Annotated in this window: 24 protein-coding genes, 2 tRNA genes and 2 pseudogenes; 14 read left to right on the top strand and 14 right to left on the bottom strand. The window is 61.3% G+C overall.

The window, feature by feature from the left end; all coding sequences use genetic code 11:
• Positions 1 to 156: 156 nt before the first annotated feature.
• Positions 157 to 714, bottom strand: coding sequence for a metallophosphoesterase (locus AC0IY1_RS11630; RefSeq protein WP_471769747.1), 558 nt, complete (start codon positions 712 to 714; stop codon positions 157 to 159).
• 219 nt (positions 715 to 933) lie between these two features.
• Between AC0IY1_RS11630 and AC0IY1_RS11625 the strand changes: the two genes are divergently transcribed.
• Both AC0IY1_RS11625 and AC0IY1_RS11620 read left to right on the top strand, forming a co-directional pair.
• On the top strand, positions 934 to 1,386 hold the full coding sequence (locus AC0IY1_RS11625; RefSeq protein ID WP_103711741.1) for a cupredoxin domain-containing protein: 453 nt from the start codon (positions 934 to 936) through the stop codon (positions 1,384 to 1,386).
• Between the two features lie 87 nt (positions 1,387 to 1,473).
• Positions 1,474 to 2,286 (top strand): annotated as a pseudogene (locus AC0IY1_RS11620) (IS5 family transposase).
• A gap of 835 nt (positions 2,287 to 3,121) precedes the next feature.
• Here AC0IY1_RS11620 and AC0IY1_RS11615 read toward each other — a convergent pair.
• The gene (locus AC0IY1_RS11615) at positions 3,122 to 4,114 is read right to left on the bottom strand and encodes a LacI family DNA-binding transcriptional regulator (RefSeq protein ID WP_471769667.1); all 993 of its coding nucleotides are present in this window, start codon (positions 4,112 to 4,114) and stop codon (positions 3,122 to 3,124) included.
• Positions 4,115 to 4,296: 182 nt separating this feature from the next.
• On the opposite strand from AC0IY1_RS11615, the gene AC0IY1_RS11610 reads away from it, so the two are divergent.
• From AC0IY1_RS11610 to AC0IY1_RS11595, 4 genes are all read left to right on the top strand, one after another.
• Positions 4,297 to 5,454, top strand: a complete 1,158-nt coding sequence (locus AC0IY1_RS11610; protein WP_471769665.1) for a Gfo/Idh/MocA family protein — start codon at positions 4,297 to 4,299, stop codon at positions 5,452 to 5,454.
• A 138-nt stretch (positions 5,455 to 5,592) separates the two neighbouring features.
• Positions 5,593 to 6,852, top strand: a complete 1,260-nt coding sequence (locus tag AC0IY1_RS11605; RefSeq protein ID WP_471769663.1) for an MFS transporter — start codon at positions 5,593 to 5,595, stop codon at positions 6,850 to 6,852.
• A 165-nt stretch (positions 6,853 to 7,017) separates the two neighbouring features.
• The gene (locus AC0IY1_RS11600) at positions 7,018 to 7,269 is read left to right on the top strand and encodes a hypothetical protein (RefSeq protein ID WP_471769661.1); all 252 of its coding nucleotides are present in this window, start codon (positions 7,018 to 7,020) and stop codon (positions 7,267 to 7,269) included.
• A 173-nt stretch (positions 7,270 to 7,442) separates the two neighbouring features.
• Positions 7,443 to 8,348: a 3'-5' exonuclease gene (locus AC0IY1_RS11595; protein WP_471769660.1), complete on the top strand. Its 906-nt coding sequence runs from the start codon at positions 7,443 to 7,445 to the stop codon at positions 8,346 to 8,348.
• Positions 8,349 to 8,369: 21 nt separating this feature from the next.
• On the opposite strand, the gene AC0IY1_RS11590 is transcribed toward AC0IY1_RS11595, so the two are convergent.
• The 5 genes from AC0IY1_RS11590 to AC0IY1_RS11570 form a co-directional block, all read right to left on the bottom strand.
• On the bottom strand, positions 8,370 to 9,374 hold the full coding sequence (locus AC0IY1_RS11590; RefSeq protein WP_471769659.1) for an SDR family oxidoreductase: 1,005 nt from the start codon (positions 9,372 to 9,374) through the stop codon (positions 8,370 to 8,372).
• Between the two features lie 132 nt (positions 9,375 to 9,506).
• A complete protein-coding gene (locus tag AC0IY1_RS11585; protein WP_471769657.1) occupies positions 9,507 to 10,388 on the bottom strand; it encodes a transporter in 882 nt (293 codons plus the stop codon).
• 578 nt (positions 10,389 to 10,966) lie between these two features.
• Positions 10,967 to 11,335 carry a DUF4440 domain-containing protein gene (locus AC0IY1_RS11580; protein ID WP_471769655.1) on the bottom strand — a complete coding sequence of 123 codons (369 nt, stop codon included), beginning with the start codon at positions 11,333 to 11,335 and terminating at the stop codon, positions 10,967 to 10,969.
• 645 nt (positions 11,336 to 11,980) lie between these two features.
• On the bottom strand, positions 11,981 to 12,559 hold the full coding sequence (locus tag AC0IY1_RS11575; protein WP_471769654.1) for a hypothetical protein: 579 nt from the start codon (positions 12,557 to 12,559) through the stop codon (positions 11,981 to 11,983).
• Complete coding sequence (locus tag AC0IY1_RS11570; protein WP_471769652.1) at positions 12,560 to 12,808, bottom strand: helix-turn-helix domain-containing protein; 249 nt, start codon at positions 12,806 to 12,808, stop codon at positions 12,560 to 12,562.
• A gap of 2,209 nt (positions 12,809 to 15,017) precedes the next feature.
• Between AC0IY1_RS11570 and AC0IY1_RS11565 the strand changes: the two genes are divergently transcribed.
• The 4 genes from AC0IY1_RS11565 to AC0IY1_RS11550 all read left to right on the top strand — a co-directional run bounded on the left by AC0IY1_RS11565 (position 15,018) and on the right by AC0IY1_RS11550 (position 17,611).
• Positions 15,018 to 16,046, top strand: coding sequence for a hypothetical protein (locus AC0IY1_RS11565; protein ID WP_471769650.1), 1,029 nt, complete (start codon positions 15,018 to 15,020; stop codon positions 16,044 to 16,046).
• Positions 16,047 to 16,160: 114 nt separating this feature from the next.
• The gene (locus AC0IY1_RS11560) at positions 16,161 to 16,778 is read left to right on the top strand and encodes a hypothetical protein (protein WP_471769648.1); all 618 of its coding nucleotides are present in this window, start codon (positions 16,161 to 16,163) and stop codon (positions 16,776 to 16,778) included.
• 1 nt (position 16,779) lies between these two features.
• Positions 16,780 to 17,172 carry a tail completion protein gp17 gene (gene gp17, locus AC0IY1_RS11555; protein ID WP_471769646.1) on the top strand — a complete coding sequence of 131 codons (393 nt, stop codon included), beginning with the start codon at positions 16,780 to 16,782 and terminating at the stop codon, positions 17,170 to 17,172.
• A 4-nt stretch (positions 17,173 to 17,176) separates the two neighbouring features.
• Entirely contained in the window at positions 17,177 to 17,611 is a 435-nt protein-coding gene (locus tag AC0IY1_RS11550; protein ID WP_471769644.1) for a MerR family transcriptional regulator, read from the top strand.
• A 7-nt stretch (positions 17,612 to 17,618) separates the two neighbouring features.
• Here the strand turns inward: AC0IY1_RS11550 and AC0IY1_RS11545 are convergent, their stop codons facing one another.
• The gene (locus AC0IY1_RS11545) at positions 17,619 to 17,879 is read right to left on the bottom strand and encodes a pyocin activator PrtN family protein (RefSeq protein ID WP_471769642.1); all 261 of its coding nucleotides are present in this window, start codon (positions 17,877 to 17,879) and stop codon (positions 17,619 to 17,621) included.
• Between the two features lie 44 nt (positions 17,880 to 17,923).
• Entirely contained in the window at positions 17,924 to 18,766 is an 843-nt protein-coding gene (locus AC0IY1_RS11540) for a DUF4145 domain-containing protein (protein WP_471769640.1), read from the bottom strand.
• A 242-nt stretch (positions 18,767 to 19,008) separates the two neighbouring features.
• On the opposite strand from AC0IY1_RS11540, the gene AC0IY1_RS11535 reads away from it, so the two are divergent.
• Positions 19,009 to 19,965: a tyrosine-type recombinase/integrase gene (locus AC0IY1_RS11535; protein WP_471769639.1), complete on the top strand. Its 957-nt coding sequence runs from the start codon at positions 19,009 to 19,011 to the stop codon at positions 19,963 to 19,965.
• A 22-nt stretch (positions 19,966 to 19,987) separates the two neighbouring features.
• On the opposite strand, the gene AC0IY1_RS11530 is transcribed toward AC0IY1_RS11535, so the two are convergent.
• From AC0IY1_RS11530 to AC0IY1_RS11520, 3 genes are all read right to left on the bottom strand, one after another.
• Positions 19,988 to 20,063, bottom strand: a tRNA-Phe gene (locus AC0IY1_RS11530).
• 120 nt (positions 20,064 to 20,183) lie between these two features.
• Entirely contained in the window at positions 20,184 to 20,408 is a 225-nt protein-coding gene (gene yacG, locus AC0IY1_RS11525) for a DNA gyrase inhibitor YacG (protein WP_103712543.1), read from the bottom strand.
• Entirely contained in the window at positions 20,405 to 21,049 is a 645-nt protein-coding gene (locus tag AC0IY1_RS11520; protein WP_103712542.1) for a Maf-like protein, read from the bottom strand. The genes yacG and AC0IY1_RS11520 overlap by 4 nt, the downstream gene beginning before the upstream one ends.
• 259 nt (positions 21,050 to 21,308) lie before the next feature.
• On the opposite strand from AC0IY1_RS11520, the gene AC0IY1_RS11515 reads away from it, so the two are divergent.
• Positions 21,309 to 21,383, top strand: a tRNA-Gly gene (locus AC0IY1_RS11515).
• A 68-nt stretch (positions 21,384 to 21,451) separates the two neighbouring features.
• Entirely contained in the window at positions 21,452 to 21,814 is a 363-nt protein-coding gene (locus AC0IY1_RS11510) for a hypothetical protein (RefSeq protein ID WP_103712541.1), read from the top strand.
• 591 nt (positions 21,815 to 22,405) lie between these two features.
• On the opposite strand, the pseudogene AC0IY1_RS11505 reads toward AC0IY1_RS11510, so the two are convergent.
• Positions 22,406 to 22,669, bottom strand: a pseudogene (locus AC0IY1_RS11505) (response regulator); the annotation flags it as partial.
• Between the two features lie 483 nt (positions 22,670 to 23,152).
• Positions 23,153 to 24,271: a hypothetical protein gene (locus AC0IY1_RS11500; RefSeq protein ID WP_471769637.1), complete on the bottom strand. Its 1,119-nt coding sequence runs from the start codon at positions 24,269 to 24,271 to the stop codon at positions 23,153 to 23,155.
• A 331-nt stretch (positions 24,272 to 24,602) separates the two neighbouring features.
• Here AC0IY1_RS11500 and AC0IY1_RS11495 point away from each other — a divergent pair.
• On the top strand, positions 24,603 to 25,324 hold a 722-nt coding region (locus tag AC0IY1_RS11495; protein ID WP_471769635.1), incomplete at its 3' end, for a hypothetical protein.

Genomic DNA, 25,324 nt, shown 5'->3' with positions numbered 1-25,324 from the left:
TTTTTTACTATACGGAGGGAGCCGAACCCGGAAGGCGCGTTTCCGGGAAGGACCCGCGGAGCTTCACCAGATTAGGGATGAGACGCAGAATCGACAGCACCATGGCGGACCGACGATGGCCAAGACATCATGGGATCGTTGTATCCTCGGAAGGGCTCAACGTAGGCCACGTGCCGCCATTTCCTCGGGAGCCTGCAGCGCTGCGTCCTGACGCGCGATCAGCGTTGTCAGTTCGATCGGACGGTAATCGCAGGCATCGGCCCCGACGTCACAGGAGCGGCTCGTATCCGGCAGGCACGCATGGGTATGCCCATACAGGTGGCGCGTCTCCCGCCAGAAGCCCGGCCAGGACCGATGCGGGTAATGCGAGAGAAAGAGCCGCCAAGCCAAGCCGTTGGAATCTCCAACGGTGATACGGGCATTCTCTACCGGCGGCTCTGTCCAGGGTAGTTCGAGCACCCGGTTCGTATCGTGATTGCCGCGCACCAAGCGCTTGATACCATTGAGACGAGCAAAGACGGCGGCACAATGCGCGCGGCTGGCACCGGCGGCGAAGTCACCGAGGTGCCAGACCTCGTCGGTCACTCCCACAACCGAATTCCAACGGACGATCAGAGCCTCGTCATGGGCCTCCACCGACCCGAAGGTCTGGCGTCGACGCTGAACCAGAGGTGCGTCACCGAAATGGGTGTCAGCGGTGAAGAATATTGCCATGCAACCTGAGAAATAGTCGCGCCATGGAGAGATAAGAGCGGGCGCACTGCCATTCCGCGAGATGGTGCAATCTCTATAGCGCTCAAGCTGGCGCAATGTCGCTTGCCTCCGAACTACGATCTTGGTGCAACCGGCCTTGCGGCGCGCCGCCGCGTGAAGGAACTCTAACTCGCTGCCATCCATTCCCCGACAGAACCCTATTCAGTCGAGGTTTTCCTGATGCGATACGCACTGCTCGGACTTGGTGCTCTGGCGGCCAGCACATGCGCAGGCGGAGCCCTTGCTCAAAGCAAACCGTTGCCCCCGGCTTCGAGCGATGCGATGCCGCCCGTCGAACTGACGATCACGATGGACGGGGACAAGCCTATCTGTGCCCCTGCCGAATTGAAGTTGCCCGCCAACACGAACGTGGAACTTCGCATCGTGAGCCAGGCCGCCGAACCCGTCACGATCACTGCGCCGGGTCAGTTCGAGAACGCCAACGTTTTACATGCTGACGGCGACCTCATTCATGTCGCGAGCGAAAAGGGTTATCTCGTGAAACAGCACGGGAAGGGTGTCCTGCGAATTCGGACGCTGAAGCCAGGCCAGGAAACCTACGCCTGCACCAGCAATCGCAATCAGAAGGCGCCCTTCGAAGGAAAATTGGTGCTTACTTCTCCTGCTGGCTAAGAGCCCGTCCGATAACGTCTGGCAGGGGTTGAGTGGCCGGGATGGCGGTGATTCCAGAAGGGTGCTGAAGCCTGACCTGGAAGTGCCATGTGGACCCCGACCACTCGCCAGCAGCATAGCCGTGCCAACCTGCGCTACGAAACCGACCTGACGGATGCGGAATGGGCGGTCATCGCGCCGCTGATGCCGGAGCCGGCTTCGTGCGGTCGTCCGCCCGTCTGGACGACGCGAAAGATCCTGAACGCGATCTTCCCAGTCCTGCGGGGCGGCATCGCGTGGCGGATGATCCCGAAGGATCTGCCTCCGCGCAGCACGACGTTCGGCGACTTCGCCCGCTGGTGCGACGACGGCCTGTTCGGCCGGATCAATCATCACCTTGTCATGGTGGACCGCGATCGGGTCGGTCGAAGCGCCTCGCCTACTGCTGCAGTGCTCGACGGCCAGAGCGTGAAGACCACCGAGAGCGGAGGGCCGCGCGGCTACGACGCTGGAAAGAAGATCAAGGGCCGCAAGCGTCAGGCCCTGGTTGACACGGACGGACGCGCTCTCGTCCTCGACCCACAGTCCGCCGACGTGCAGGATCGCGATGGGGCCGGACCGGTGCTGCGCCTATCGCGGCGGACTTTCCCGTTCATCGCCAAGGCCTTTGCCGATGCAGGCTATGCGGGCGACAGGCCCGCGACCGCAACCATCATGACCGTCGATATCGTGCGAAAACCCAAGGATTAGGTTGGCTTCGCCGTGCATCCGCGCCGATGGGTGGTCGAACGCTTCTTTGGCTGGATCAACCGCAACCGCCGCCTTTGGAAAGCCCCGGAGGCGACCCTCGCCTCGGCCCAGGCCTTCCTCCAGGCCGCCGCCGCCATGATCCTCGTCCGAAGACTCGGCCGAGCGTCATGACTTATCGGACGGACTCTAACTCCTCTTCTACATCGCTCGCCTGAGGAATACCTCCAACTCACCACCAGAGGAAGAGTGATCAAATCCTACTTGGTCATCACGGCGACAGTTGCGTCAAACAGTTCTGTTCTTAGTGAAAGCTGGACGACCGTGACACGCGTCCGCCTTCCGCAACTTTGTGCGCATCTGCTATTTCAAGCCTGCCCTTCTTCACTGATATGGCCCTGTCCGGAAAGTATAGAAGAGCGAGACATGATCTTCATCCTGCCCGTGGGGGCCGTTCATCCAACCGTCGGGGATTCGAACATTTCGGAGTTCCACGACCGATCCAAGTACGAGATCGGCAGGCGGCGGGCTTGTGCTCGTCAACAACGGTGAGGCGAACAAGCAGAACCTCATGGCCTGCTTCATAATCCGGAATGGTTCCCGGTGCGGACGGCAGGCGATGGTCGAGATGGATTCGACATGGCGTGCACTCTGTTGCCGTGCATCGTTCTGCTCGGCATAATGATGCCAGAGGTCGACGATTGGACAATTCGAGCTATTCTGAAGGCGAATACGGCAGCCCGCGACTCCCAATGATACGATCAACTTCGTGGCCGGTGCGGCGCACAGTGTCTCGCTGAGAGCAGACGACACCCTTCCCAAGTTGGTTGACTGAACACACTCGAAGGCAGTGCTGAGCCAACTCGGCGCGTGGGCGGTGGGGTGACATCTTCCAGGACTTAGCCGCCGAAGTTGCAAGACTCCGACAAACTACGCAGATGTTACAATTCGAAACCTTGGGCGTCAGCGAGCAGAACGCTTGATCAGCAAGAAAGCGGCCTTTGCCTGCTCAACTGCGGGTGCTGGCGCGCAGGACAAGGCGGGGCTGCACCAAGACTTCTGGTGGACCGCTATCCTCCCCTTCGATCAGCGCGAAGGCTTCGGCAGCGACACGGTCCATGCCCACATCGACCGTGGTCAAGCGGTAGGGAGGCCACGCTGATCCGTCGATGTTGTCGTAACCGGCGACTAATACATCGTCCGGACAGCGCAAACCGAACTCTACCCGCAACGCGTCGATGGCGCCCATTGCGGTCAGGTCGTTCAAGCAGAACAGGCCGTCCGGCCCGGTGCCAGACGCATAGAGCGTCCGGACCGACGCTGCCCCGCCGCTATGATGGTGGTTGCCCTGCGCCCGTTCGCAGTCCGTGATACCGAACTCAGCCAAGCCCTGCCGAAAGCCGGCCTCGCGGCGCTCCTGGGCAAGCGTACCCGAGCGGCCCGCGATGTAGCCGAAGCGACGGGCGCCCTGCCCGTACAGATGCTTCGCGATTGCGGCGCCGGCTTCATGGTCGTCGGCCGCCACCGTCCGAACCCAGCGGTTGGTCACCGAGGAGTTCATCGTGACGATGGGAACGCTGAAACGTGTCAGGGCCTCGGCGACATCCCGAGCGTTCACCGAGAGCGAACTGAGCACCGCGTCCACTTGATAACCTGAAAGGAGTTCCACGGCAGAGCCGAGCGCCCACTCGTCCTCGACCACGACGAGCATGACTTGCTGTCCCCTCCGTTGCAGGCCGGTCGCGAAGCACTCCAGCGCCATCGCGTGGAAAGGGTTGGAGAGGCCGCCGACAGCTACGGCGACGATGCCGGAGCGCCCGGTCGTGAGGGAGCGTGACAGGAGGTTTGGCCGGTAGCCCAACGTCGAAGCGGCCGCCAGCACCTTGGCGCGGGTCGCCGGCGAGACGACGCCCCCGGGAGTGAAGGTCCGCGATACGGCCGATTGGGAGACGCCGGCCAACCGGGCGACAGCAATCGACGAGGGCGGACGCGTCCTGCTCATCTGACGAACTCCGAGTGAACCACCTGCACCCAGCGCAAGGCATCCATGTGCCACTGACTGCATCCGTATGCAACATTGGCCGCAGGGCGCAGTTGATTGCACACCACCGTCCTAAAACGCGACGAGGCTCCGGCCGAGTTCGCAACGCCCGACACGCTTCGCTTTCCCACCCGGAGACCCGCATGAGCCTCGCATCCGCCCTCGGCTTCACCGCAGCCCGGAAGGTTCGCTACGCTTTCGTCGCACTCGGCGATATCACGCAGGAGGCGATGCTGCCGGGTGTGGCCCACACCGGAAACTCCGAGGTGGTAGCTTTCGTCACAGGTGATCCGGAAAAGTCCCAGGGTGTCGGCAGGCAGTACGGCGTCACGGAATCCTACGGCTACGAGCAGTTCGGCGAACTCATCGCTTCGGGCAAGATCGATGCGATCTACATCGCCACCCCGAACTGGCGCCACGCGGAGTTCGCGATTCCCGCCCTGGAAGCCGGGATCCATGTGCTGGTGGAGAAACCGCTGGAGGTCTCGGCAGCGAAGTGCCGTGAGATCTTGGACGTCGCGGAGCGCTCGCCGGCCAAGCTGATGGTGGCCTACCGGCTGCATTTCGAGCCCGCGACCCTCGCGACCATCGACCTGATCCGTTCGGGCAAGCTTGGTACCTTGCTGACCTTTGCCTCGACCTTCACCCAAATGGTCTCGCCCGAGAACCACCGGGCTCGCAGTGGTATTGAGGCCGGACCAATCTTTGACATGGGTCCTTACCCGGTGAACGCAGCCCGCTACGTTTTCGGCTCGGAGCCGACAGAGGTGGTCTCCGCCGTCGGCGTACGGCACCCTGAAGCAGGTCTCGGCGACTTTGATGACACAGTCGCGGTGACATTGCGCTTCCCGGGCGACCGCCTGGCGCAGTTCGTGCTGTCCTATGTGGGCAACACGCTCGACACCTACACGGTGGTGGGTACGAAGGGCAGCATAGAGGTGAACCCCGGATACATGTACGGCAAGTCTTTGGCGCACACCGTCACCATCGGTGAAAGCAAGACGCACGAGACCTTCAAGAACACAGACCATTTCGGCGGCGAACTGCGCTACTTCTCCGACTGCATCCTGATCGACCGCGACCCCGAACCTGATGGCGAAGAGGGTTATGCAGACGTGCGCGTTTTGGAAGGCATCGTCGAGGCGCTGAAGACTGGTAGTCCAGTCCGCCTCGAACCATTGACTCGCGTCCGGCGGATCGATCCGGAGGCCCAGCGCCAGTCTCTCCGCGCCAAGGCATCGCCCGAACTCGTCAACACATCAAACCCGGGTAAGGGCAAGGACAAGGTGCCGAAGAACTGATCGCGGCTCCATTGCGAGAATACCTCCCATACCGGACCCCAAAACTATGATCGCATATGCGAGGCCGCAGCGGGCCCCGATCCGAGGTCGGACCATCATGTTTAGCCTTGACCCAAAGCTGTCCAAGATAGGCCTGCGATGAGCGTCGTCGATCTCCCACAGACATCTCCCCTGGAATCCGCGGCCGTAGCGGATCACGCGCCCAGCATCCCAGCGCCTGCGTCGCACCCGACCCTTATCCTCGTAGCGCTGGCGACCGGGGGCTTCGCAATCGGCACGACCGAATTCGCCGCCATGAGCCTGCTACCGGCCTTTGCTCCCGATCTTGGAATTGATGCCCCCACGGCTGGCCATGTAATTAGCGCCTACGCCCTGGGTGTCGTGGTAGGCGCGCCCGTCATCGCCGTGCTGGCAGCCCGCGTCGCACGACGGACCCTCTTGGTCACCCTGATGGTGTTGTTCGCTCTTGGTAACGGGTTGTCGGCGTTGGCGCCGAGTTATTCCTGGATGTTGGTCTTCCGATTCCTCGCCGGCCTGCCGCACGGCGCCTACTTCGGCGTCGCTGCCTTGGTCGCCGCCTCACTTGTCCCGCGGGAGCGGCGCTCGCAGGCTGTGTCGCGGATCATCGCTGGCTTGACCGTCGCGACGGTAGTTGGGGTGCCGCTGGCCAACGGCATCGGCCAGTTCGCCGGCTGGCGCTGGAGCTTCGCCCTCGTAGCCCTCCTTGCCACGGCGACCGCAATCCTGGTGCTGATCTATGCGCCTCTCGGCGCACCGGCTCAGGGAGCGAGCGCCTTGAAGGAACTTGGGGCTCTGCGGCGCGGTCAGGTCTGGCTGACACTCGCCACCGGCGCGATCGGCTTCGGTGGCCTGTTCTCCGTCTACACCTATCTGGCTTCGACGATGCTGGAGGTCACCCATGCATCGCCGAGTGCCATCCCGCCGATGCTTGCACTGTTCGGCCTAGGCCTCACCTTCGGCAACCTCGTCTGTGCGTGGGCAGCCGATCGGACGCTGATGCCGTCGGCCGGGGTGACCCTGGTCTGGAGCGCCTGCGCACTTGCTCTCTACCCATACGCCGCAGGAAGCCTTTGGACCCTCGGGCCCGTCGTCTTCCTCATCGGCTGTGGAGGCGGACTCGCCACCATTCTGCAGACCCGCCTGATGGATGTCGCGGAGGACGCGCAGACTCTTGCTGCCGCACTGAACCACTCCGCCTTCAACGTCGCCAATGCCCTCGGACCCTGGCTGGCAGGGTTCGCGCTCGTGTCCGGATACGGCCTTCCCTCAACCGGCTGGGTCGGCGTCGCGCTGGCGCTGGGCGGTCTCGCGATCTGGGCGACGTCGTATTTCATCGAGCAGCGCGTCGACCAGCGGTTTGGCATCGTGGGGCCGTGAAGACAGGGAAGGCCTGAGATCTTCGCGAGGACTGCGACGTTGCCGCGGTTGTCACAGTGCGCGAGACGGGATTGCGCTGGCTCTTCCCGGGTTTACGTCGACGTCGACTGACGGGACACGGTGGCAGATATTGAATTTCGACATGCAGAATGAGTGGATCGAACGATGTTAGAAGGCGACGACGATCTCCTGAGATTCCTCGATCGCGACGCGGCGGGCGTGGCCTTCAGCGAGCGCGTCGCTAATGCGATGTCGGTCGACAAGAAGGTTTCCACAGCCCCACATGCAATCTCCCTGATGATCACCAATCGTCAGAGAGGCGATCTCCATACCCTCGGGTTTTCGGAGCATGCCATTCGGCGCATGACGCCGGTCGAAGCGCATGGACACCTTGGGCTTAACAAGCCCGAGCGCTAGCAGGGTGAAGCCACGGCATGCCAATGCTCAACTGTGCAACGGGGTGTGCGTCGCAGCACTGGCAATCTTCTGGGGATACGAAGTTGGTATGACTTTCAGTCCGATCAGTTCTGCGCCTAGGCTCTCCGTTGGATCGCCCGGGCACGGTTCGCGCGACCGGAGACCAGCCGGGCTTGGACAACGTGGCACCGACGCACGCCCTAGATGTGATTGCAGATACCCTCGAGGCGACAGGTGCCTACCGCGTCCTTCGGCAGCTCAAGCCTTTCGTGGATGCCGACGAGCCTCCCACTGAACCAACTTTTATCGGCCTGATCGTCGATACGGAGACCACTGGGGTCGATCACACCCGCGATACGGTGATCGAACTCGGCATGATCAAGTTCGAGTACGGCGCGAGCGGTCGAGTCTACCGCGTGCTCGATTCGCTCAACCAACTCCACGACCCCGGCCGGCCTATCCCGCCCGAGATCACCCGCCTGACCGGCATCGGTGACACCGATTTGGCCGGGCAGCGCATTGATGACGAGGCTGTAACGGCGATGGTGGCCGACGCTGCCGTGGTAATCGCCCACAACGCCAGCTTCGACCGACAGATGTGCGAGACCCGCTGGCCGGTCTTCGCGGAAAAAAACTGGGCCTGCTCCTGCCATCAAGTGCCCTGGCGTGCAGAAGGCCACGAGGGGTTTAAGCTTGGCTACCTGCTTACCGATCACGGCTACTTCCACAAGGGCCACCGCGCCATTGACGATTGCTACGCACTGCTGACACTCCTCGCAGCGCCTCTGAGAACCTCTGGGCGCCTCGTCCTTGCGTGCTTGCTCGAGATCGCGCGCAAGCCGACGGTGCGGGTTTGGGCCGCTGGTTCTCCGATCTCCACGAAAGACGTCTTGAAGGGGAGAAGTTACCGCTGGAGCGGGCGGCGACGCTGCTGGTACATCGACATTGAGGAAGAGCGTCTCGACCTCGAGCGCGCTTTCCTCTGCCGGGAGGTCTACCAGCGCGAAGTCCACGATCTCGTGGCGGATCGGATCACCGCCCGCGATCGCTTCTCTATTAGAACCAATCCGGAAGCCTGAGCTGGGCTCAGGTCGACCGCCTCACAGTGGATGTCGAACACGCCGTCCGAGAAGCAGGGCTGTCGCCATCGCGAGACCGGCGGCGATCGACAGCGTCGTCAGCGGATGCAGCGTGGCGCGTGTGTACGCGCTGGTGCGCATCACGTAGATCGGCGGATCGCCACGTTCCGCGCCAGCGTTGACAGGGGCGTGCAGGGCGCCGGTCGAGTTCCGTGGCGTTTCGGAGCGCTTCTGCAAGGCAATGATCGCGGGTGCGAGTTCGTCATAGGCGCCAGGCACGAACTCCTTGCCCATGACGAACATCTTGCCGCCGCCGCCAACGAAGATGTCCCGCTGCGGATGTACGGCCGCATGGAGGATGGCGTTGGCAACCTCGGACGGTGGATAGATCGGCGGGGGTAGCGTCGGCTCTCGGTCCATGTAGTTGCGCGCACGGTTCGGCAGAGGCGTGTCGACAGAGGCGGGCTTGACCAAGGTGACCGAGACCGGCGCGCCTTCGGCGATCAGTTCCATGCGCAGGGTGTCGGTAAATCCCTTCACAGCGTGCTTTGAGGTCGCGTAGAGGCCCTGGAACGGGAACGCGAGGTCGGAGGCCACGCTTCCGACATTGATCAGGGCGCCACCGTGCCGGCGCAGGTGCTCGACTGCGACGAGAGAGCCATGCACCGTGCCCCAGAGATTGGTTTGAATCAGACGTTCGTGATCGGCGTAATCGATCGCGCTCAGCGGGCCGTAGATCGTCAGGCCGGCAACGTTGACCCAGGTATCGAAGCCGCCGAAGCTCGCTCGTGCCTCGTCGGCGATCGCCAGTACGTCGTCGCGCCGACCGACATCTGCTGTCACGGCGACAGCGTGACCGCCCTCCGCCTCGATCTCGCTGACCACCCGCGCGAGGACATCGGTGCTGCGTGCCGCCAACACAACTCGGGCACCCCGCTGGGCCGCCATTCGTGCGGTCGTCAATCCAATACCGCTGGAGGCCCCGGTGATGACGATGACCTGATCCCGCAGAGCTTTGTGTCTCATACACCCGACTCCTGGTCGAACCGGGCGATCTGCCCGCTGAGGAAAATACGCGCAAAGGAGCCGGCCGTTGCGCGAGGAGGGTCGGCTTGCGTGCATTTCGCGCAGGACGGCGCGCCCCGTACCGGGCTCGTCCTAGAACTTGCGCAGGATGGGACGAGCTCCCTCAGGCTGCTCCTTGTCCTGGTAAATCGGCACCGTGGCACGCAGCCACCCGCGGGTCTCGAAGCCTGCATAGTTGTGCTGAACGATGTCGCGCGTGACGTAGGCTTGTAGGTTCACGGAGCCGAAATTGTAGCCGACAAGCGCGCCCACGGCGACTTGGCCCTGGCGCGCGTAACTTGAATTGTTTGTCGGTAGATCGGTCGATCCGAAGGCGACTGGCCCGACTTCCCACTTGCCGAAATGTTTCGTGGCCGTGAGATCAAGGTTGAGGAAGTCCGGGTAGAATGTCCCGCTCGACGAGCGCGTGTCGAAGAAGGTGCCATAGAGGAAGTTTCCCGTCAGGTTCCATCCATCGCCGTTGTAAGTGATGGCAAAGCGCTGATGCAGGACCGGATTTTGGATGACGATCTTGGTGTCGCTCGGAAGATAGGCGCCTAGGAGATAACTGAAGTTCACATCATGCCCGAGCTTCCAGGCTACCTGCGCAGCCAATAGCGTCTGGCCGAAGCCGCTCTGATAGGCAGCACCCCGAGTGCTCGACGCCACGATCGGCTGCAGGACAACGAATTGTAGTCGTCCTCCGACCACCTCTGCTGGGGTCGCCCAGATGAACGACGGTAGGTTAATGTTCGAGTCGGTGGAGCGTGGAGTCGTGCCGCGCGAGCCGAAGCTTGACGTGTTGATGAAATACAGGCCCACCAGCAACGGCGCACCAGGCAGCTGGCCCACCGTCTGTCCCGGTTGCGCCGCCGAACCAGCCCTTGCGAAAGGGCTGCCCAACGCCAGGACCAGAAGGACGGCAGTCGCAGCGCCCTGTGCTGCCCGATGAAACCCAGCGCTCTTCATGTCCATGGTCCAAACCAGCCCGTCATCGGCTGGGCTTCATGACATGTCGATCGCGATGATGGTGACCTCCTATGCACAATGCGCACAGTTGCAGCGATGCCGTCGCCAACGCGCAACACCTGCCGCTGTCGCTAGCCACTGACCATCGCCGCGTCCATGCCTTGTCTCAGCCGAGTCGACGTCTTGCGCCTCCGCGGTGGACGGAACTCGATCCGCGGCGGCCTCTTCCCCGTATGTGGCACGAACCTGCGAGGGCACCATGAGTTCGGACAAGGCATCAACGGATGCGCACGCGATCCCGTCGAGAGGCAAATCCCTAGTCGAGCCTCGGACCAGCGATGATCCCGCTGAGGCCGGCCCGACCTCACCCGGCCGCGTCGAGCCCTCTCGTGATCAGGGCCCGGAAACGGGCGGATACGACGACCACTCGCCCAATCGGCATCAAACGAACAAGGAGGGTGGGTACGGTGCCGGCTGAAGACAGTCGACGGGGCATCGTGCATTCACGCGATGCCTCGCGCAGCATCATCGCCTTCGGTCCCTTAACTTGTCCCAATCAAACGGGGAGCCGGTGCGTGTGAAGATCAGTCGTTGACCGCGGGAATGGAGAGGGGCGGCGTCTGCTGGTGTTGAACGACCCGCCAGACCTCATGAGACATCCGCCGATAGGTCGACGTGCAATTGGCTTCGTACGATTCATCGTCGCGCGATGCCTTGGCATGGTAGGCGATGATGATGAGACCTTCTTGGGGACGGGAGATCTGGCAGTTCGTGATCTCGATGCTGGACCAACGCGGTGTCGCGGCAACGGCCTCGACCGCCTGTGCGCCACTGAGCACGAAAGGCGGCGTCGGTAAGACCATCAGGCACTCATCATCGACCAATTCGCGGTAATGGTCCGCGTCGCCGGTCCATAAGCTCTTCTCGAACGACCAAACGCGATCATCGTCCATATCAGTCTCCTCGACTTCGGTAGAGTCGAAGGATGACGCCCCTTACGCGCCGTTCGTTCCCTTGTCAGGCAGGGCGGGACCCGCGTCAGAGACGCCAAAGCCGCCCTCCTCGCGATGGATTACCCAATCAGAACGGTGATGCCGGCCAAGGCAGGAGCCAAGCGGGTCGGCGAAGGCTCAGAGCGAGGTGGTGACATGCCTGAGTATGCACCCGCCCCGCCCCGCGCCGGGGGGGGGTCGGCGCTCAGCGCCAGCTCAAAGCAGGAACCGTCAGCAGGGCAGCGGATCGTGCCCAACGGCCAATCCGGAAAAATGCAATTTCTATACGGCCCGCACAGAATACTCGACCGGCCTATTAACCGCCACCCAGTTCCAGCCAACCACATCCACGAGAGGTTGACGTAGGAATATGCGGCAGCTGCTACAATTCAGGAAGACGATGGTGCCCAGGGACGATTTGAAATACCTGAGCCTTTTCAAGGGCCGAACACGTGGGTGCGGGAGTTTAAGTGCCTTTGAATCAGATCAGTTATTTTCGCACTCCCCCTCACCTCAAAAGCAAGCACTCCCCTCGCTTCGACGGTATCTCCAGTCAATCTCACCGACGTAGGAATGCAATCAGTTTCAGGAGCATAATTCGGTCGTTCAGAATAATTTCTGAAGAAATATAAATATCGCCGACGCAATAACAGAGGCTAAAATACCGCTGCCGAAGCCTAACAGTCTTTCACGCCAAACGTCGCCACGTGTAGGTAGTCCAACAATGTTTCTGAAAGCATTGGTGTCAGCTTCCGCAACTTTTTTCAATGTCTCAAGCTGCGTTCCTATTTGCTGCTTCTCTATTTCCGCCTTTTGGATCCTATCAATTGCATCCGCCAGTTCTCGCTTATTTTCGTCTGCCTGAGAACGTAACTCGTCTATCGCATTTATTGCATCCCGCAGGTTGTCGCGAGCGACATCAATCTTTTTGATGCGTTCATCGAGATCCCCACCCTTTGGAAATTCCCCCTCTAGTAATTCCGTAAATAATCTACCACGTCGATAATTTGGAATTAATGCTCGAGCTATCTCGTCAACGGCCACGAAATAAATTCGAAAAGAGGAGAACAGGATTTTCGCGAACGAGCGCACTATCCCCTTCGCCATAAAACTCACATCGATGCTCAAAATCCAACCCCGTTCAGACTTATGATTATGATCTAATTCTTTGATGATTTGAAACAATCATCCCATAGCATTTTTGAACCGCAGACCTGGCCCTCCTTCTGTTACTTCTCCATCAGAAAGAAAAACAACGCCTCTTTGCTCGAACGCAAGTCTTATTGCTTTCAAGTTATTGATGTTCGGAATGCGCCGGCCTTTCTCAAAGTCGCGAATTGTGCTTTCGCTCAGATCAGCCTCCTTAGCAATCTCGATTTGTTTCACGTCGAGCATGGCGCGGGCCGCCCTGCATTGCTCGGCTGTCAGCGTCATAGACCCACCTCAGAAACACGGTCACCATTCACCATAGACGGTGACCGTTGACAACGGCTTAATTCAGCGTCTAGCGTTAGGTGTCAACGCTGAACGTGGATTTGAGATGATGCGCCCGTTTGAGACTGCCCACATCGAAGAGGTCTCTGTATTTTGGGAAACCTCGCCCCGTGAGGAACGAGCGTGCGGGCACTGCGATGGTACCCGTGTCGCCTTCTGGGACATTCGCGATCGCCCAGAAATGCTACGCCTGCTGGCGGCCTTGGATCGCAACAGGGCAGCGTTCCTGATTGAGCTCCGATCGGCTCAATTTGTGGCTCGCGGCGGGGTCTGTACGATGCCGCTAGATAAGTTTGAGACCCTCATGTTCGGCGCTAACTCGGGCGGAGTGAGCGGTGATTATGCAGACGGGTTTATATCGTCCTTCGCATTGCTCGCACCGTTTGTAGCGTCACTCCATTAGGTTTCGAGGCACTATCAGACCTCTGAGTTTCGATGCAGTCAGATCTGTCACGACGACGGATCTGGCTGCATCGCATGTGAAAGGGGAAGCACGTACGAGGATGGTGGAAACATGACGCTGCCCCGTGAGAGAGCTGCCAAGACCAAAATCAATGGGTGTTCGGGCTATTCCGCGATCGTCGCGGGCATAGCGGTTGGTGAACAGCCCCGCGTAGAATTCCGGATTCACACACGCGGTCTGCCAGAGCGCTTTCTAGAATTCACCCCGAACCAAACTCGCCTACTCATCCGTAGCTTGCAAGCGGCTCTTGAGGCCGCCGAAGGCTTGACCCGCCGCGACGGGATTGCTGACGCTCCGGGGGCTCGCGTCGCCCCTGCCGGGGACATCCAGGATGGATGCGATACAATCGCCTGAGCTACTTCGATGGCCGGCCGGTGAGAAGCTCGAACACATGGAAGCTTGGTCTCTAAACGTGATGGCGGATGTGCGGCTCACCAAAGCCGCTCTTCGCATTGCGTGGACCTTGGTTTTCTCATTTCACAGCAAAGATGCGCGCGCCTGGGAGACGAAAGAGAAACTCGCACGGCGAACCGGGATGAGCGTCTCGAGCATCAAGAGTGGGCTCATCAACCTCGAGCGTACTGGCCACATAATTAGGGTCTCTGAAATTGTGCTGGGCAAGCGGATGCGGGTAATTCGGCCGTGTGTGAACAGCTTCGTGCTTGAACAGGCACCGCGGAGGCGTCGGGGCGGCAAGGGGTCTGAAGCTCAGTCCGATATCGAGGGATGGTGGCCTGAGGATGAGACCCCTAAGGGGTCAGTCACTCTAACCCCCGAGGGGTCTGAGGATGAGGCCCCATGTATCCTTGAAGAATCCTGGAAAAATCCTGGAACGGTCGAGGGTGTAGCAGACGGCCCCGGTGAGGATCCGTCACGTAGGCAATTTAGACTTAGGTTCTGCGAGTGTGGAGAGATCGCAGAATATCAGGATCAGACATCACGACGATTGCTCTGCGCAGATTGCGCTCCTCTAAGCGCAGTTCCGTTGGAGGCGTAGGAAGGGGCTACCGGAAGGCCGTACCTCTAAGGCGTTTCACCTCATCCTCGTACCTCCAGTAAGATAATTGGGGTGTGCGCCTGCGCCACAGGTAGCGGCGTTCACATCGGCGCCGCAATGACTTCCGCTTGAACGTTTTGCAAATGGATGATCACAAAGCGCATTTTGGATTTTGACCCTCCAGGCGATTCAAGGCACGGTTTAAGCACACCGCGAATTCCGCCTGAGGCACCGCGGCTCCTTAACATCATCGCACCATCAGCACCGCCCGGCCTCGCCGCGTGGTGCTTCTGCATGTCTGGAGATCGCCAATGCCCATCGCGATTGCCAAGCCGGCACCTTCACGCAGGAGTGGATCTCGTGCCGATCGGTCGATCCACGCATTCCTTGCCCGTGGTCTGAATCAGCGCTGCGCCTGTGGATGCGGTGCTCGTGCGAGGGTCGTGGGTTTCCTACCGCCAGCCAAGCCATTCCCGAACAAGTGGGATACGTCCAGGTGGCGCGCCTACGCTGAATCCTGCCTCGCTCAGGATGCGGACGCGGTTGACCTGCGGACGGCGCTCAAAACGACGCTGTGATTCCGCGGCGCCTGCTCGCCACTGACACCACCCCCTTCGCCCGATCTTCTCGCACCGTTCGGTCATGCCGCACGGCGCCTCTGCACGCCTGGAGCACGCCATGACGCCGGAATGGGCCCACGTGGCCGATCTCGCCTCCCTGCAACGGGACCGCAATTCCGAAATCCGGTTGCGCCTTGTCGAAAGCCACAGTCCGCGGCCGCGCTGAAGGCGGAGGCTGACGCCTACGGCAAGAGCGCTGTCGAACGCCGGATTTCCATCGAGCTCGCCAAGGCGGAGGAGATCGCCAAACAGAACGGCACGAAACTCACCGATGAGCAGACCAAGCGCATCAGGGAGGCGTCAACCGCCTTGGCAGAGCAGCGCGAGAAGCTTGACGATCTCCGCGAGGGCCAGGAGAACCTGCGCTCCGGCGCCCGGGAGGTATTCGGCGGTTTCTACAACGACATCAAGAATGGAGCCTCGGCCCTAGACATCCTGAACAACGCGCTGGGCCGCGTGCTCGACAGGCTGGCGGATAATTCCATCAACGCCCTGGTGGACAGCCTCTTTGGAAAGAGCGGCGGGACCGGCGCCCTCTCCAGCCTATTCGGTGGCGGTGGCGGAATCGGCGAGGCCATGAAGGGCCTGAACGTCGGAAGCCTGTTCGGCCTCACCACCCTGCCGACATTCGCATCCGGCGTCTCGGCGCTCGGGATCATCGATGGGCCGGGCACCGGAACATCGGACAGCATCTTGGCTCGTGTCTCAAAGGGCGAGTCGATTGTGAAGGCGAGCGCCACCGCCCGGCACCGCCCCTTGATCGAAGCCATGAACGCCGATCGCTTGCCGGCCTTTGCGCGGGGCGGGATCGCGGCAGCGGGCTCGGACGTCTCGATGCCGGCGATGATGGCCGCCTCGACGGCTTCCATGCAGGCCACGGCCGCCGGTAGTGCAGCCTCGATGCCGCCCCTCGGGATTACGATCAACGAGGCCCCCGGCGGCGACAAGGTGGGCAACGTCCGCCAGGAGCGCCGACCGGACGGGAGCATGGAGGTGATCGCCGACATGATCGAACGCCGAATGGGCGGCCGTGTCGCGAGAGATCGCGGAGCCCTCGCAGAAGGCGTCAGTGCGCGTGGTCGCCTGAGAGGCGCCTGATCTCACCGCCTGAACTACCAAATCCCCCAAGGAGGTATGCCCGTGAACCTTGCTGGAATAACGCTCTACGTTGGTATGTGCTGTTATCGGCACGAGATGCGATCCGACACCTGCATGGGCTTGCTCTCGCTCATGAAGGGGTGCGCGGAGAGAGGCATCGAACTCGAGACGTTCCTCTACAGCGATTGCCCCTATGTGGATCTCGGGAAATCCGTGCTCCTGGGCAATTTCATGCTGCACACGGACGCCGATTACATCCTGATCCTGGACTCGGATATGGGGTTCGAGTTCGCCGACGTAGAGCGGTTGCTCGAATCAGATGTCGATGTCGTCTCGGCGAATTATCCGACCCGGAGTTTCCCCATCCGGCAATTGACGCGCCCGGAGAACGGTCAAGGGCTGACGAAATGCAGCTACGTCCCGGGCGGCTTCCTCCTGATGAAACGCGCTGCCATTTCCCGGCTGGAGGAGAGTTTTCAGCGCGCAGGGCGCCGGCCGGTCAATCTCCTCGCTGGGATGAGCTACTTCCAGTTCTGCGCGATGTCGGTGGACCCTAAAACCGATATGGTGCTCGGCGAGGATTACACGTTCTGCAATAACCTCCAGCAGGCCGGGATCGAGATCCATTGCCATTTCGACGTGCGCGTTTCCCATGTGGGGGACCACGTGTTCAGGATGGATTCGCAAACAATCGCGATGAGCCGAGTGCTCGAACAGCACCAGGGGCGCTGACGTGAGCTCTGCCACTGTCCTCACTGTCCGCGCGCTCCTGGCATCTCCAGCCGTTGGCGCGATCGTGGGCGACCGCATCGAGCCTGAGTTGACGCCGGACAGCGAGCTTCCCCGGATCGTGGTCCGTCAGGCAACCGGTCGGCAGCACTATGGCGCGGGCGGACCTCTGCCGGCGCGGTATGCCACCCTCAACATTCTGTGCGCTGCCGCCTCGTACCTGGAGGCCGACCGGCTCGCCGATACCGTCATCTCCGCACTAAAGGGCGTTCGACATGCTGGCACTGGCGATGAGCGAATTACCCTCCTCCAGGATGGTGCGGACACCGGTACCCGGGATCCGGACAGCGAAGCCTTCCTCCGCATCATTGGCTACAGAGCGACCATCACAGGGTGAGACGATGCATTGGCCTATCGGTCGGAAGCGTTTCGGCCTCCAGGAACTGGCCAAAATCTCTGGGGCCAGCGTAGCTAGCATTCAACGCTGGCAGCACCGAGAGGCACTCAAGGTTCGCGCGGTCGGACGTGGCAAGGTTCGGACATACGGCCTGTCGGACGCTCTGCACGTCGCCGTGATTACCGAGATGGCGACCGTCGGCCTGACCATCACTGGCAATGGTGCAATGCTGTCTGGCGCCATTGTAGGATATGTAGAATTGCACTTCCGCGAGGGTGGTGGTCTCGACTCCCTCGGCACGCTGGCACTCATCCCCATACGCGGCGAGGACGATTGGAAGATAGAGCCGCGGCTCGATCAGGCCCTTGGCAGGACGTGCATTGTCCTAGGTCTGAGCCCGATCGTGGAGGGCGTTCTTCGGAGGTACAGCACCGTCTGAGGGCGCCTCAGCCACAAAGTTGCTTGCACTCTTTCCGCGCTGCTTCGATGCGTTGATCTAAATACGCAGCGAGATCCATCAAGGCGACACCTTTAGCGGTCTTGTGTCCATCGTCCATCCTGACCAACGGAAGATCTAAATCGCCCGCCGAAATCTTCCGGGTCAGGTTTTCCGGGCTGAGGTGTGAGAAGTAATCTCGGCAGACGAACGAAATTGGTATCACCGCAGCGCAGTCATACTGAGCCATAAGCAAAAACGCCGTCTTCATCCGCACCCCTTTCATATGCGCTCTATCTACATCTATCCCGACGGTTATTTAGCGGCTGGCTTTCCCGCGGCGCTAAGCTTTGCATTCAAAGCAGCTTTACGAGCAGCCGCTTGAGCGGGGCGCTCATAGAAGTGCTGGAACATCTCCTCAAGAATTTCTAGACACCACTCAGCTTCCTCCGGTTCGACATCAATGACCTGAAGCGAGGTAACGTCGTTTACCGGATGAGCTGAAAAGTTACCAAAATTTCTAATACTATCAACAGTATCTCTAAGACCTTGTGGGACAGCTTTCGATGCATCTGTCTCGGCCAGCAGAGCGTCAATCTCCTTGGAAAGATCCTTAGCTTTATATCCATTGGCGCGCAAAATATTTTGCAAGCACCGTCGCGATAAGGCTGCCGAAGCCTTTGGACTTATTGGCAAAACCGCGCATGCCTCAATGTAATCAGAAGAAATTGCGGCGGGAACACTGCCAGGAACAGGCCCCCTATTGGTCCCAACAGGATGGACTATTTTCCACGGCGCCCAGGTCCCCTTTACTGCTCTACGCAAAGCGATGGTAATTTCTTTGCAGTCGGGGCAATCAGCGCTGTTGTACTGCCATCCTATAGAAGTTCCATTTCTGAATATAGCTCCTTCCTGCCAATTATTATGAAAGGCAATCCCGCAATGCAGACACTTCATTTGCTCAGGTGCTTTCTTGGACGAAACCACGACAGGGATACAAAAGCGCGACACCGGCTGTAAGTGCAGCAAATACGGCCCTTTGGGCAAGCCAACTGATGCTGCCTTTTCCCCATTTTTAAACTCAAGGAACCCCGTATGCCGCGTCGGGCTGCAACGGTGACTCAGGCCGACATCGCTCGAGCGATTCGGGCTGCGCACGCCGCTGGACTACCGGTCACCCGAATCGTCGTCCGCTCGGATGGCGTTGTTGTGGAGACGACTTCCCAACAAGGGCAGTCAAATCAGCCAGCGGAAATCTCAGAGGTTGCCAACGAGGATCGGGTGCCGTTCCTATGATCCCCGACATGCCATGCCCTCGCCCACCTCATCTCGTCCGTGAAACCACGCGCCATGATCGCGTTGTTTGGTACGTCCGGAAGGGACAAGGCAAACGAGTCCGGATGAATGAGCCCTACGGCTCAGAGGGCTTTTGGCGCGATTACCGCTTGGCAGTAGAGGGTGCGCCTGTCGAGACGAAGGGGCCTGAGACAGGCTCCCTCTCCTGGATCATCGCAAAATACGTAGCGAGCGCGGAATGGTCCGACCTCAGCACCGCCACGCGCAAACAGCGCCATGCGGTGTATCGTGCTGTGGAGGAGATCGCAGGCGCAAAGCCGCTGAAGGCGATCGATCGACAAACCATTCTGGCCGGCAGGGATCGCCGCCGGGACAAGCCTCACGCCGCCAATACCTTCCTGAAGGCCATGCGCGGCATCTTTGGGTGGGCGATCGACCGAGATCACGTGAAGGTAAATCCGACCGAAGGCGTGAAGCTCCTGACGGGCGAGAACGACGACATCGGCTTCCATAGCTGGACAGAGGACGAACTCGCCCGGTTCGAGGCTCGATGGCCGCTCGGCACCCGGCAACGGCTCGCCTTCGACATCCTGCTCTACACTGGCCTAAGGCGGGGGGACGCTGCGAGGCTCGGACGGCAGCACGTGCGGAATGGCGAAATCTCGATCCGAACGGAAAAGACCGGCGCCGTGGTGACCTTGCCGATTCGGCAGGCCCTCGCTGATTCGATCGCAGTGACACCAACGGGCGATCTCGCCTTCATCATCAGCGAGCACGGACGAGCCTTTACAAAAGAATCGTTCGGAAATTGGTTCAGGACAGTCTGTCGCGATGCCGGGGTGCCAGGATCCGCCCACGGCCTTCGCAAGGCTGGTGCACGCCGATACGCGGAAGCAGGAGCCACAGAGGCGCAGCTAAATGCGCTTTACGGATGGACACCCGGGAGCCGGGAAAGCGCGGTCTACACACGGACCGCAGACAACGCTCGCTTGGCCCGGCAAGCCCCGATTTATCCCGCACCATCGACCCAGGTGCGGGAGGAATACCGGAAAGCTAAGTGATTGCCTTGGCTTAGAAATTAGATGGTGCCCAGGGACGGAATCGAACCGCCGACACTGCGATTTTCAGTCGCATGCTCTACCAACTGAGCTACCTGGGCCTCGGCCGGTTCGCGTGAGCGGCACCGGCTGGAGCGGGGGTATAGGGGGTGGATTGCGGCCTGTCCAGCCTCGATCGGAAGAGATTTTGCTGGTCGCTTTCCGCGCCGGAGCGACGACCTTCAGACAGTCCGGTCCGAGCGCGGATCGACGCCATCGGCGTCCTCGTCCTCATCCTCTGCGGTGGGGATCGCGTAGCGGTCGGTCAGCCAACGTCCGAGATCGATGTCGGCACAGCGGGTTGAGCAGAACGGCACGAAGGCAGGCTCGGACGGCTTCTTACAGATCGGACACGGGTCAGGCTTGACGGGACTAGCGCGTCTGCGGCCGATGTTCGGATCGCTCATGCGGGGCCTCCCCAGGCACTGCGGACCGGAAAGCCCTCCCCATCGAGGAGGTTGACAGTCTCATAGAGTGGCAACCCGACCACGGCGCTGTGAGATCCCACGAGCTTGACCACGAAGGCTCCGGCGAGCCCCTGGATCGCGTAGCCGCCGGCTTTGCCGCGCCACTCGTCGGAAGCGAGGTAAGCGTCGATCTCTCGCGAAGACAGGCGCTTGAAGCGCACCCGGGTCTCGACCACCCGCTCACGACGGACATCCTGGGGGGTGAGGAGACAGACTGCCGTGTAGACTCGATGCTGGCGCCCGGAGAGCAGCCGCAAGCAATCGGCCGCTTCATCCGGCAGCTCGGCCTTAGGAAGCACCCGACGTCCTACCGCTACGACTGTATCCGCCGCGATGAGGAAGGCCTCGCGCATGTCATCCCGCCGCCGCGCTGCTGCCCCGGCGGCGGCAAGCTTTTCACGCGCAAGGCGGCGGGCGAGCTCGCGCGGAGTCTCCGATTTCCGTGGCGTCTCATCAATATCGGCTGCCAGCAGGGCATCGGGCTCGATGCCGATCTGCTGCAAGAGCGCGAGGCGCCGGGGTGAGGCCGAGGCCAGAATGAGGCGGGCGCTCCGGCTCGAGACAGGAGTTTCGTCGATCATCGTCACGTGCGGGCCGTCATGCGCAGGGTTGGTATCCTGTATGGGAGCGAATGGAGAAAGACTGGCCGATGCTACACCTCGACGGGCGAATGGGCTGGCGGGGCCGGGAAGGCGGCGGGAACCTAGCGGAAACCCCTAGTTTTGTGAACGCGTCCCGAGGCATCCTTGAGGCCGTCGACCCGTGGACAACGAGCGCGGGTCTGATATGGTCCCGCTGGTGGTCGTCGCGGCCACCGCCGCGGTCTCCACTCCGCGTCGTGCGGGCGTAGTTCAGTGGTAGAACGTCAGCTTCCCAAGCTGAATGTCGTCGGTTCGATCCCGATCGCCCGCTCCAATCATTTCATGCACTTAGCTGCTTTGATGACTGGCGTCTCACATAGCGGATCGAGACCGGCGCTCAGCGTGAGAGACCCAGCCCTCCTCAGTAGCTTACGGGAGCGCGTCGCGGATGCATCTGGTCCAGACCGCGCACTCTTTGCCCAGGGGTGGTTTGCCTGCACCGGCAAGCAATCGCCTGATACGAAAGCCCGCTTCGCGATCCTCCTTGATGCGAAGGCTTGGATTGATGCAGCCCTCCTGTTGGCACGCTTAGTCTTGCCGGAAGGCCGTCTGTCCGTCATGGCCTATGGCGGCATCTTCTCGATTGTGATTGGGACTGCGAACCTGGCCCATGGTGCTGGCGCTGATCGATCACACGCTATCCATCGGGCGGATGAGTTCGGTTGGGCGATCCTCGCAGCCGTTCTGGACGAGCTGCTCGCGTAGCGACCGAGCCAGGATGAGTAGGGACGCGAGAGCCTCATCCAGAGTAACGGTCCGACAGGCGTCATTCGATCGCCCCGAGGCACACTCATGAAACTCGCCGTCCTATCACTGGCAGGCCTCAGCTTGCTCATGGCCGCCCAGGCTGGAGCGCAAGGCCTTCAGCCCCCTTCCGACGATACGAGTATGAGAGAAGCTCCTCGTACGCAGCGTGAGCGTGATCTGGGTCTGGATGGTAAGCCGCGAGGTCAAAGAGAGCTGTCGGCTCCCGACAGGGACGGGTACTCGACAGAGGAGCCCGGTGACGATGAGGACGACGATCTCGGCGAAGCTCTTCGTGAGGTTCAGCCCTCGAGGCCTCAGGCTCGTTGATCGGCGGCAGATCCCTATGCGCCCTCTACTGCTCGCAATGCTGCTCGTGTTTGCAGCTGCGCCAAACACCCATGCTGAGCCCGCGTCGACCCTCAATGAACTGTGGCATCTGCTCGGCTCCTGTTCTCAATCGGTTGGCGGGCCCGCAGAGTCAGCGGGCTCTGAGGTCACGGTCCTGTTCAGCATTAAGCGCGATGGCAGCTTGCAGGGGCAGCCGCGGATCACCTTGTCCTCAATGCCGGCCATGCCGGACAGGATCAGGATGGGCGTCTTGATCTTTGACGCCCGCAAGGACCGCAGGACCTCGTAGCCTGAGATGTCGGGCAGCGTCAGGTCGAGCAGGATGATGTCGTAGTCGTACAGCTTGCCGAGATCGATCCCCTCCTCACCGAGATCCGTTGTGTAGGTGTTGAAGCTCTCGGACTTGAGCATCAGCTCGATGCTCCGCGCGACAGAGGCGTCGTCCTCAATCAGCAGCACGCGCATGGGTCAGGATCCTCGAGAAGTTGAGGGATCCTGAACGAGCATCGGCAACAAACCGTTAAGGTTGCGCTGATGCCGGACATAGCAACGGCCACGGACGCTGAGACGGGGTGCGCGTACATCCGGCGTCACCCTATCCCGACATCGTGGCCGCATCCGATCGGGCCGTAGAGCCGTGATCGGTATGGCCCTGAGATGGGGTCGCTATGGTTAACGTTCTATGAAGCTGTCCCGCCGCCCGATCTGCTCACGGGCTGGCGGGGCGGTTCGTCCATCTCACAGACGAGCCGGTACGCAACGTGGCTCGCCGTCAGGATGCAGGCCTTCGGTTACGCGAAGGCTTATAGCCGGTCGTTGCCGAGCTTGCTGATGTGGGACCGAGACGTCGGTGACGCGCATCCAGCTCTGGCCACGCACGTCGAGGCGATCCACTTGCGTTCGACGACGTGACGATGGGAAGTCCAAACCCGGACGCCTTCCTTTTGCCTAGCGATAGAAAGGGGCCGACGTCCTGTATGCCTCGTCGTGTGTTTCCGTCCGCGCGCGCCCATTGAGGAGATCTTCGAGGACGGCGAGGAGCTCGGCATCCCAACCCGGCGCGAGGGCAGTCAGGAGTTCGTTCCAGGCGTTCTCATCGAGGTCGTGACGGGGGATCAGGCTCGGGCGGCGATCGACCGGATTGTAGTGCACATCGACGATGTCGCCGTCGAGCACCGCCCGGACGCCCAGGGCCAGCGCCTGCACCGTCGCGGCGACCTGCGCCTGCACACGGGCGCTCTGCTGGAGCATTGCGGTTCGCAACGCCGCGGACCGGTTCTCGGCAGTCGCCCGGGCCCGCTCGGCCGCCACGATGGCTTCCTCCGCGAGCGCTTCCAACTCGGCGAGATCGTCCTCACGCGCCGACATATCGCTCTCCACCTGGGCCGCCGTCAGTTCGCACATCTTCCGGTAAATGTCGGGCGGGATGTGCTCGCGGCGCGTCTCAGTTTTGGGCTCACCGCGGCGCAGCCGAGCATCAAGGTGGATCTTTGCGTGCTGAGCCCATGAAGTTTGGAGAGCAGCAAAACTCGTCCGAGTGTCATGAGTGATGCGCACGGCCTCGAGAGCGTGGTGGACGGAAATGATGGTTTTTTCGGTCGACGCATTCATACGAGCGACGCGAGTGGGCATCAGGATCAGATCAATGACGCCTCCTCCGGTCTCGTCTAGATCCAGGCGCCAGGCGAGCAGTGAGCTGGCGCCGAAAACGTCGTCGGTCCAGGCAATGGCCTGCTCGATCAGCGCCTTATTCATCGGATTGGCCGGGTCGTGCAGATCCCCAGCCTCGCGAATGATATCGGGACTGACTCCAACCAGAAGATGCAATCCGATGGCGGCGTTGCCATACGGCACCGCCCCCGTTGCTGCCCGAGCCGCATGAAAGGCCGCGACCAAGTTCAATGGGTCCTCGGGGTGGTATCGCGAGCCCGCTGGAGTGAAGGGCGTCCGGGCGGGGTCGGACCGGCGTTTCCCGGTCGGATCGAGCCTGCGTCCGTGCGAGGCGATGCGCCCGAGTTCGGGGAGGTCAGAAATTTTTTCAGCGCGGACGAATGCAAAGAGGCTCATGGAGGGCTCCAGGGGTCGACCCATGGAGCCTGGCCAAATCGCTTGAAAATCGCACGGGTGCCCAGTTCGGCTCTCGTGCTGCTCCTCCGTCGAGGTCACGAACGGAGTGCGTCGGATGAAAATTTCTGGTGGGTTCTCGAGCATTTGAGGCGCGCTTCCGAGGTGCTGCGAAGGGCGCGCAAAACTTTTTTTCGGGGTCTGACCCCGAGCCTGCATGACTCACTACGAGGCTGAGACTCGGGCTTTCCTCCCGAGGGATCAGATCATCCCAAGGCTCTTCTCTTTTTCGTCGATCGCGTCGCGAAATGAAGCGTCGACGAGGGAGCGAGCCATGGGTGCTGAGGATCTCAAATTTACGTTTCGTATGCTGACCCGCAGACAGGTGGGGAGCGCAGTGCCCGAGGTACTGGCCCCGCGTGGGACGGATGCGACGGCCTCGCGCATCCTCCTGGGCGATCCCGAAATCTTCACGGAGAACCTGTTACAACGCCTCGAACAGGCGCGGCTCACCACATGCAAAGGCGATCACCGCCGGATTGCCGTGACCCAGAACGTCAGCACGATTGCTGAAACGACGAAGCCGTTGAGCCCGATGACCCTGTCGGCCTGGACCGATGTCACCGTGGATGCCCTGATTGCAAAGTACGCCGAGCAGGTCGAGGCTGCCGTCCTCCATCTCACAGGAGAACACCCCCAGATTGTAGCCATCCTGGTGCCGCGGGACTCCGGTTTCCATGCTCTACGCGCGTTCCATCCGAACCACCGGGAGAAGGCGGCTTCCACGCCCCGCCGTTTCACGCTGGCCCGCGCGCTCAAGGAGACGACGGCATCCGCCAGGAGCAGCAGTGAGACCGTGATCGAGATCACCCTGCCGCCGGCACCCGAGACCGCCGGTGTGGACACCGCCGCCGATCAGACGGCCGAAGCCGCCCTGACCGAGATCCCGTCGAACGAACCCTCACTGGGCGAGACGGTCCTGGGCGAGACGGTCCTGGGCGAGACGGTCCTGGGCGAGACGGTCCTGGGCGAGACGGTCCTGGGCGAGACGGTCCT

The organism is Methylobacterium sp. AC690 (assembly GCF_979256535.1).
Note: the sequence above shows the minus strand (reverse complement) of the source record. Positions and strands in the feature narration are given on the sequence as shown.